This window comes from Pseudomonas sp. LBUM1661, assembly GCF_059695925.1.
The window spans coordinates 4,464,550-4,472,500 of record NZ_CP166794.1; the positions used below are offsets into that span (position 1 = coordinate 4,464,550).

Consider the following 7,951-nt stretch of genomic DNA (forward strand, 5'->3'; position numbering starts at 1 on the left):
AATTTTTCCCGCCCCCTGTACGCATCTGTTAAAACCCGAGCTTCAGTTTTATCTCGACGGATTACCTGATGCCCTCTTCCCTTCTCACCCGCCTGCGCCAACGCTGGCTGCCGCTGCTGTGCATGGCCGCGCTGGTCGTCGGCCTGCCGGTGAGTTGCGGGGTGCTCAAGTACAAAGAGCGCGAGCTGCTGTTTCGCATCGAGCCGGGCACGGCCGGCTGGTATCGCGGCTTGCCGCGGGACGTTCAGGAGTTCGACATCAAGCCGGCGAGTTTCAAGGGCGGGCAAAACCTGCATGCCTGGTGGTGGCCGGCCGCGCGCCGCGATGCACCGTCGATCCTTTACCTGCACGGTGTGCGCTGGAACCTGACCGGCCAGGCATTCCGCATCGAGCAATTGCGGGCCATGGGCTATTCAGTGCTGGCCATCGACTACCGCGGGTTTGGCCAGAGCAAGGGCGACTTGCCGTCAGAGGCCAGCGTTTATGAAGACGCCCGAGCCGCGTGGGAGCGCTTCACGGCGATGCAACCGGACGCCAACAAACGCCTGATCTACGGGCATTCCCTGGGCGGCGCGGTGGCCATCGACCTCGCTGCCGACCTGGCCGCGCAGGCAAAAAAAGACCATGGCGCAATACCGGCGCGCGGGCTGGTGATCGAGTCCACCTTTACCTCACTGGGCGATGCCGTCGCGCAAGTGGCCGACAGCAACCTGCCAGTTAAGTGGCTGCCGGTACGTTGGCTGCTGTCACAGAAGTTCGATTCCATCGACAAGATCGTCGACATCGACATGCCGCTGTTGGTGGTGCATGGCCTGGCCGATCCGTTCATGCCCTCGCGGTTCAGCCAGCAGCTGTTCAACGCCGCCAACGAACCCAAGCGCCTGTTGCTGATACCCGGCGGCACGCACAACAACAGCATGAGCCTCGGGGGCCCTCAGTATCGCCAGGCACTCGATGGCTTGATGAAAGCCAAACCAGCGCAGATGGCCGGGCCTAGCGGTAACCCCGGGCTTGCAGGTTAAACAACTGCGCATAACGCCCGCCCGCCGCGACCAGACTGTCGTGATCGCCACGCTCCAGAATCGTCCCCTGATCCAGCACGATAATGTGATCGGCATTGCGCACGCTGGAAAACCGGTGGGAGATCAACAAGGTCATGCGACCTTCGGTGTGCTCACTGAAATGTTCGAACACCGCCGCTTCCGCCGCTGGGTCGAGCGCCGAGGTCGGCTCATCGAGAATCAGGATATCGGCGTTGCGCCGCATGTAGGCGCGGGACAATGCAATCTTCTGCCATTGCCCGCCAGACAGCTCCTGCCCACCGGCGAACCAGCGGCCCAGTTGCGTGGCATAACCTCGATCCAGGCGTTCGATAAACGGCGCAGCCATGCCCTCGGCCGCCGCGGTCTGCCAGCGCTGTTCATCGCTGAACGCCAGCGTGTCACCAACGCCGATGTTCTCACCGACGGAGAACTGGTAGCGGATGTAATCCTGAAAAATCACCCCGATACGCCGGCGCAGCGCTTCTTCTTCCCACGCCTGCAAATCGCTGCCATCGAGCAGAATTCGGCCCTGATCGGGACGATAAAGGCGGGTCAGCAACTTGATCAGCGTGGTCTTGCCTGAACCGTTCTCCCCCACCAACGCCAGACTGTGCCCCGGCACCAGATGCAAATCGATACCCGCCAGCGCGGCGCGACTCGCCCCCGGATAGCTGAAACCGACGTTCTCGAAACGCAAACCATCGCCGGGCACCGCCCCGACCGTAAGACTGCCGGTGTCGGTGACCACGGGCTCAGCCAAGTATTCATAGAGGCTGGACAGGTACAGACCATCTTCGTAAAGACCGCTGATGGCGCTCAGGCTGCTGCTCACCGCTGACTGTCCCTGCTTGAACAGCACCAAATACATGGTCATCTGCCCCAGGCTGATATTGCCATGGACGGCATCGATTACCACCCAGGCATACGCCAGATAAAACGCCCCGGTGCCCAGCAGCCCAAGCACAAATCCCCAGCCATCACGGCGCAACGTCAGTCGACGGTCTTCGGCGTAGAGTCGGGTGAATGTCTCGCGATAACGCTTCAACAGCAGCGGCGCGAAGCCAAACAGTTTGACCTCTTTGATGTAGCCCTCATGGGAGAGCAGCGTCTCGATGTAAGTCTGCTGCCGGCTCTCCGGTGCGCGGCGGGTGAATAGCCGAAAAGCGTCCCCGGAAAAATGCGCTTCGGCAAAAAACACCGGCAACGCACCGACCACCAATAACACCAGCGCCCAGGGCGAAAAGTGCACCAGCAACACGCCGAAGCTGATCAATACGATCAGGTTCTGGATCAGTCCCAGCGACTTCATCACCAGTGCCAATGGCCGCGTCGACGCTTCTCGCCGGACCCGGACCAACTTGTCGTAGAACTCCGAATTCTCGAACTGCACCAGCGATAACGTCTGGGCCTTCTCCAGAATCATCGTGTTGACCTTCTGCCCCAGTTGCACCCGCAACAGCGATTGCTGGACCGACAGCGCACGCTGGGTTCCGGACAACAACGCGAGCACGCCGGCCTCGAACAGCACATAACGCAGCACCGGCCACAACGGCGCGCTGCCTTGCTGCGCATGCAACTGCATGGCGAACACCACCGCGTCGACGATGCGCTGGCCCAACCAGGCCGCCAGCGCCGGCAGTACCCCGGCGATCAGCGTCGCCAGTACCAACCCCAGAAACAACCCGCGAGAGGTGCCCCAGACCAGTAGCAGCGCACGTCGCGCCTGATCGAGCAATGAGGCGACGCGATCGAGGCTGACGCTCATTCAGCCGGCTCCGCGGCGAGCCGTTTGTCCTCAAACCGCGCCCGGTAACGTCCCGGACTTTCCCCCGTCCACTTCTTGAACGCCCGATGGAACGCACTCGGTTCCTGGAAGCCCAGTTGCTCGGCAATATCGCCGATGCTCGCCCGGCTCTGGCGCAATTGCTCGAAGGCAACGCCGCGGCGCACCTCGTCCTTGATCTCCTGATAGGAACAGCCTTCACGTTCCAGTTTCCGGCGGAAGGTGCTGGGGCTCAGGTGCTGTTCCAGGGCGAAGTCCTGCAAGGTCGGCCAGTCGCTGTAATGACTGTTGCGCAGACGCTGGTGGACCTGCGACGCCAGGCCATGCTGATTACGGAAGCGGATCACCAGCCACTGCGGTGCGGTGCGCAAAAACACTTTCAGCGACGCCAGATCCTGGACCACTGGCAGGCGCAGGTAGTGACTGGCGAATTCGATTTCAGTGCGCTCGGCGCCAAAGGTCAGGTTGGGGCCCCAGAGCAAACGGTCATCGCTGAGGGAGATTCGCTCATGGCGGAAATCCGCGCGATCAATGGGAATACGCCGCCCGCCCAGCCAGCACAGCAGGCTGATCATCAACACCAGAAACGTCTCCTCGCCCAAACGACTGACGTCACTGTTGGGCGAGCGATTCTGCAAGCTGATGACCGCACGCTTGCCGCGCACCGTCAGCGTGCCGCGAAAGTCGTGGAGGAACAGCGCGAAATTGGCCAGGCATTGGCGCATGGCTTTGTGCAGATCAGGCTCCTGAATCAAGGCGCGGCAGATCAGGGCAAAACTGCCCGGCGGCATGCCATGGGAGTCGAGCCCGAAGAATTCATCGTTCAGCTCGCGAATCTGAATCAACCACAACGCCGCGAATGCGCTGGCCGGCACCCGCGCGGTGGGTTGCGCCATCAACGCCGGGTCGATGCCTGCTTGCTCAAGCGCAGCCTTGAGCCGCTGCGGATCGTCCCCCAGCCCATGGAGCATTGCCTGCACGAAGTAGACGGCAACCGAGTCCTTTTCCCGCATGTGAACGCTTCTCTCCCCATTACCTGAATGGCAAAAAACACCAGTGCCGTTGAACAGTTCCGGCATAGGACAACCGCCCTGCCGGCTCTAGACTCGCGGCCAATAGTACGCCTTCGGCCGTTGCGGCGGCCAAGGTATCGCAAGGTTTGATCGAAGGACGCAAACATGAATCTGCAAAACATTGGCGTGATCGGCGCAGGCACAATGGGCAATGGCATTGCGCAAGTCTGCGCCCTGGCCGGCTTCAACGTGACCTTGTTAGACATTTCCGAGAGCGCCCTGCAAAAAGCCATCGCGACGGTCGGCAAAAACCTTGATCGACAGGTTGCCAAGGACACGTTGACCCCAGAGCAAAAGCTCGCCGCCCTCGACAAGATCCGCACCAGCACCGATTACAGCAGCCTGCAAAACGCGCAACTGGTGATCGAAGCGGCGACCGAAAACCTCGACCTGAAACTGCGTGTGCTGCAACAGATCGCCGCACAGGTCAGCACCGAGTGCGTGATCGCCTCCAACACCTCGTCGCTGTCCATCACCCAACTCGCCGCCAGTGTCAGCCAGCCTGAGCGCTTCATCGGCCTGCACTTCTTCAACCCGGTGCCGGTGATGGGCCTGATTGAAGTCATCCGTGGCCTGCAAACCAGCGACGCCACCCACGCCCTGGCGCTGGACATGGCAACCACCCTCGGCAAAACCGCGATCACCGCCGGTAACCGTCCGGGGTTTGTGGTCAATCGAATTCTGGTGCCAATGATCAACGAAGCGATCCTGGTGTTTCAGGAAGGCCTGGCCAGCGCCGAAGACATCGACGCCGGCATGCGCCTGGGCTGCAACCAGCCCATCGGTCCGCTGGCGTTGGCGGACCTGATCGGTCTGGACACCGTCCTGGCCATCCTCGAAGCATTCTATGACGGCTTCAACGACAGCAAGTACCGCCCCGCTCCACTGCTCAAGGAAATGGTGGCCGCCGGTTACCTGGGACGCAAAACGGGGCGCGGCTTCCATGCCTATGCCTGAGCGGTGCTCACGCTTCGCCGAATACCGGGACAAGGTGCTGGAGTTGTTCGCCAGCAAGGGCTTCGGGCAGGTCGGCATGCGTGAACTCGCCACGTGCCTGGGGCTCGCTCCAGGCTCGCTGTATCACCATTACCCCAGCAAACAGCACTTGCTGCTCGACCTGATCGAGGAGTTCTACGAAGAGCTGCTGGCAACCTTGGGCCGCATCGAGCAAAAGGCCCCGGCAAAACGCGACAGACTGCCTGCCCTTATCCGTGCGCACCTGAATCTGCATCAGGAAATGCCATGGCATTTTCGTCTGGCGGAGCGTGACAGCGGCTGCCTGAATGAAGAGCAACAGGCACGTGTCCAGCAGTTGCGCGAGCAATATGAGCGCAAGCTGTTGCAGATGCTCGGGGCCCGATCGCGGTTCAGTGAACAGGGCCTGCTGGCCGCCGGGCATGCGATTGCCAACCTGCTCAACAGCGCGCCGGGCTGGCTGGCGCAGCACTCGCTGGATGAACAGGCACGTGATGAGCTGTTGGAGAATCTGGTGAGCGGAGGCATTGAGCGCTTGCTGGGGCCTCGACGCGTGCATGAAGCAATAAGCATTGCTCAACCCATAGAGAAAACATCTAAAAAAATACCCCTGCACGCCGCGATTTAGCGCTTTGCTACCCGAGTCACGTCCATCGGAATTCGCTGACGAACCAGACGTCAAACCGATGTGTACCCTCAATGACCGGGAGCGCAAACATGAAAATCAATCCCTACCTGATCTTCAACGGCGACTGTAAAGCCGCCTTCACCTTCTACGCCCAAGCCTTGCAAGGCCAGATCGAAATGATGATGACGTTCGGTGAAAGCCCGGCACGCGAGCATTTCCCGGCGGACCTGCACAACCTGATCATCCATACCCGCTTGTTGGTGGGCGACCAGGCGATCATGGGCTCGGACACAACGCCGGATCGCCCCACGGATGAAATGGCCGGCTGCTCGGTCTCGTTGAATGTCGACAGCATTGCCGAGGCGGAGCGAATTTTCACTGCATTGGCGGAAGACGGCAGCGTGCAAATGCCACTGGAAGCCACATTCTGGGCGGCGCGTTTCGGGATGCTGGTCGATCGTTTTGGTGTGTCGTGGATGGTCAATTGCGAAAAGGATCAGTGAAGCTGGCTGCTGACACGACTTTTCTAAAGGCATGAAAAAGCCCAACCTGAAAAGGTTGGGCTTCTGGCAACTCCGGGTCCGTCTGCTACCGTCAACAAGCCACCCGTTAGTAGCGGATTCTTCGGAGATCAGCCCTATGTCGGCTTACAACGCGTCTTGGTCCACTCATTTCAAAATGTCATTGCTGGCAGGAGGTCTCACCGCCGCTTTCCTCGCGCTCAGTGGTTGCGCCACCGTCGATGCGCAGACCACTGCTTATGTGGGCGTCGAGCATCCTGCGCCGACGCTGGCCAGCGAGGTCGTCGTATTGCGCACCGAGCCCCTGCGCCCGCATGTTCGGCTGGGTGAAGTGCTCATCGACGCCAGCGTCGAACCCGCCCCGCCCATTACCGAGGTCGAACAAAAACTCCGTGAGGAATCCGCCAAGCTTGGCGGCGATGCCGTGGTGGTGGTTTATGACCATATCCAGGCGGTGGGCGCCTACGTCAGAGGAGGCGTGTGGAGTCGCGACGTCGAAACCATCGAAGGCCGGAAACTCAAAGGCATCGTGATCAAGTATCGGTAAATCACTTTCCTGCGGGCAAAACAAAACCCCTACCTGCATACGCAGATAGGGGTTTCGGAATTTAATCTTGACGATGACCTACTCTCACATGGGGAAACCCCACACTACCATCGGCGATGCATCGTTTCACTGCTGAGTTCGGGATGGGATCAGGTGGTTCCAATGCTCTATGGTCGTCAAGAAATTCGGGTACCGAGTCGTGGCCGGCTGGCCGCGCTTCAGCAAATTGGGTAAGTGATAGCTTTCGGTGTTTTGCAAGATCTCGAACTTTCGGTTCGTTTCGTCTTCACACACCGCAATCTGGTGTCCCTTTTCATTTATAAAGAAGGGTCAGCAAATTGCTTGGGTGTTATATGGTCAAGCCTCACGGGCAATTAGTATTGGTTAGCTCAACGCCTCACAGCGCTTACACACCCAACCTATCAACGTCGTAGTCTTCGACGGCCCTTCAGGGGACTCAAGGTCCCAGTGAGATCTCATCTTGAGGCTAGTTTCCCGCTTAGATGCTTTCAGCGGTTATCTATTCCGAACATAGCTACCCGGCAATGCCACTGGCGTGACAACCGGAACACCAGAGGTTCGTCCACTCCGGTCCTCTCGTACTAGGAGCAGCCCCTCTCAAATCTCAAACGTCCACGGCAGATAGGGACCGAACTGTCTCACGACGTTCTAAACCCAGCTCGCGTACCACTTTAAATGGCGAACAGCCATACCCTTGGGACCGGCTTCAGCCCCAGGATGTGATGAGCCGACATCGAGGTGCCAAACACCGCCGTCGATATGAACTCTTGGGCGGTATCAGCCTGTTATCCCCGGAGTACCTTTTATCCGTTGAGCGATGGCCCTTCCATACAGAACCACCGGATCACTAAGACCTACTTTCGTACCTGCTCGACGTGTCTGTCTCGCAGTCAAGCGCGCTTTTGCCTTTATACTCTACGACCGATTTCCGACCGGTCTGAGCGCACCTTCGTACTCCTCCGTTACTCTTTAGGAGGAGACCGCCCCAGTCAAACTACCCACCATACACTGTCCTCGATCCGGATAACGGACCTGAGTTAGAACCTCAAAGTTGCCAGGGTGGTATTTCAAGGTTGGCTCCACGCGAACTGGCGTCCACGCTTCAAAGCCTCCCACCTATCCTACACAAGCAAATTCAAAGTCCAGTGCAAAGCTATAGTAAAGGTTCACGGGGTCTTTCCGTCTAGCCGCGGATACACTGCATCTTCACAGCGATTTCAATTTCACTGAGTCTCGGGTGGAGACAGCGCCGCCATCGTTACGCCATTCGTGCAGGTCGGAACTTACCCGACAAGGAATTTCGCTACCTTAGGACCGTTATAGTTACGGCCGCCGTTTACCGGGGCTTCGATCAAGAGCT

The 7,951-nt window shown here is 59.3% G+C and carries 7 protein-coding genes and 2 rRNA genes (1 of these 9 cut by a window edge); 5 read left to right on the forward strand and 4 right to left on the reverse strand.

Going from position 1 to position 7,951, the window contains the following annotated elements:
* Positions 1–68: 68 nt before the first annotated feature.
* Positions 69–1,022: an alpha/beta hydrolase gene (locus tag ACA057_RS20495; RefSeq protein WP_497341823.1), complete on the forward strand. Its 954-nt coding sequence runs from the start codon at positions 69–71 to the stop codon at positions 1,020–1,022.
* Here ACA057_RS20495 and ACA057_RS20500 read toward each other — a convergent pair.
* Together ACA057_RS20500 and ACA057_RS20505 are read right to left on the reverse strand one after the other, a co-directional pair.
* Complete coding sequence (locus ACA057_RS20500) at positions 994–2,808, reverse strand: ABC transporter ATP-binding protein (RefSeq protein WP_497341825.1); 1,815 nt, start codon at positions 2,806–2,808, stop codon at positions 994–996. The two genes, ACA057_RS20495 and ACA057_RS20500, sit on opposite strands and share 29 nt — an antisense overlap.
* Complete coding sequence (locus ACA057_RS20505; protein ID WP_497341827.1) at positions 2,805–3,839, reverse strand: AraC family transcriptional regulator; 1,035 nt, start codon at positions 3,837–3,839, stop codon at positions 2,805–2,807. The genes ACA057_RS20500 and ACA057_RS20505 overlap by 4 nt, the downstream gene beginning before the upstream one ends.
* A gap of 165 nt (positions 3,840–4,004) precedes the next feature.
* Between ACA057_RS20505 and ACA057_RS20510 the strand changes: the two genes are divergently transcribed.
* From ACA057_RS20510 to ACA057_RS20525, 4 genes are all read left to right on the forward strand, one after another.
* Positions 4,005–4,856 carry a 3-hydroxybutyryl-CoA dehydrogenase gene (locus ACA057_RS20510; protein ID WP_497341829.1) on the forward strand — a complete coding sequence of 284 codons (852 nt, stop codon included), beginning with the start codon at positions 4,005–4,007 and terminating at the stop codon, positions 4,854–4,856.
* Positions 4,843–5,502 (forward strand): TetR/AcrR family transcriptional regulator, encoded by a 660-nt coding sequence (locus ACA057_RS20515; RefSeq protein WP_497341831.1) that lies wholly within the window; start codon positions 4,843–4,845, stop codon positions 5,500–5,502. Before ACA057_RS20510 ends, ACA057_RS20515 begins: the two co-directional genes overlap by 14 nt.
* An 89-nt stretch (positions 5,503–5,591) precedes the next feature.
* Positions 5,592–6,005 (forward strand): VOC family protein, encoded by a 414-nt coding sequence (locus ACA057_RS20520; protein WP_497341833.1) that lies wholly within the window; start codon positions 5,592–5,594, stop codon positions 6,003–6,005.
* A 136-nt stretch (positions 6,006–6,141) separates the two neighbouring features.
* Positions 6,142–6,570 (forward strand): YajG family lipoprotein, encoded by a 429-nt coding sequence (locus tag ACA057_RS20525; RefSeq protein ID WP_497341835.1) that lies wholly within the window; start codon positions 6,142–6,144, stop codon positions 6,568–6,570.
* 65 nt (positions 6,571–6,635) lie between these two features.
* Here the strand turns inward: ACA057_RS20525 and rrf are convergent.
* Both rrf and ACA057_RS20535 read right to left on the reverse strand, forming a co-directional pair.
* A 5S ribosomal RNA gene (gene rrf, locus ACA057_RS20530) occupies positions 6,636–6,751 on the reverse strand.
* Positions 6,752–6,923: 172 nt separating this feature from the next.
* A 23S ribosomal RNA gene (locus ACA057_RS20535) occupies positions 6,924–7,951 on the reverse strand (it continues 1,864 nt past the right edge of the window).

Coding starts and splice junctions, on each gene's coding strand:
- ACA057_RS20520 (WP_497341833.1), top strand. CDS start 5,592: ATGAAAATCAATCCCTACCTGATCTTCAACGGCGACTGTAAAGCCGCC.
- ACA057_RS20510 (WP_497341829.1), top strand. CDS start 4,005: ATGAATCTGCAAAACATTGGCGTGATCGGCGCAGGCACAATGGGCAAT.
- ACA057_RS20500 (WP_497341825.1), bottom strand. CDS start 2,808: ATGAGCGTCAGCCTCGATCGCGTCGCCTCATTGCTCGATCAGGCGCGA.
- ACA057_RS20495 (WP_497341823.1), top strand. CDS start 69: ATGCCCTCTTCCCTTCTCACCCGCCTGCGCCAACGCTGGCTGCCGCTG.
- ACA057_RS20515 (WP_497341831.1), top strand. CDS start 4,843: ATGCCTATGCCTGAGCGGTGCTCACGCTTCGCCGAATACCGGGACAAG.
- ACA057_RS20525 (WP_497341835.1), top strand. CDS start 6,142: ATGTCGGCTTACAACGCGTCTTGGTCCACTCATTTCAAAATGTCATTG.
- ACA057_RS20505 (WP_497341827.1), bottom strand. CDS start 3,839: ATGCGGGAAAAGGACTCGGTTGCCGTCTACTTCGTGCAGGCAATGCTC.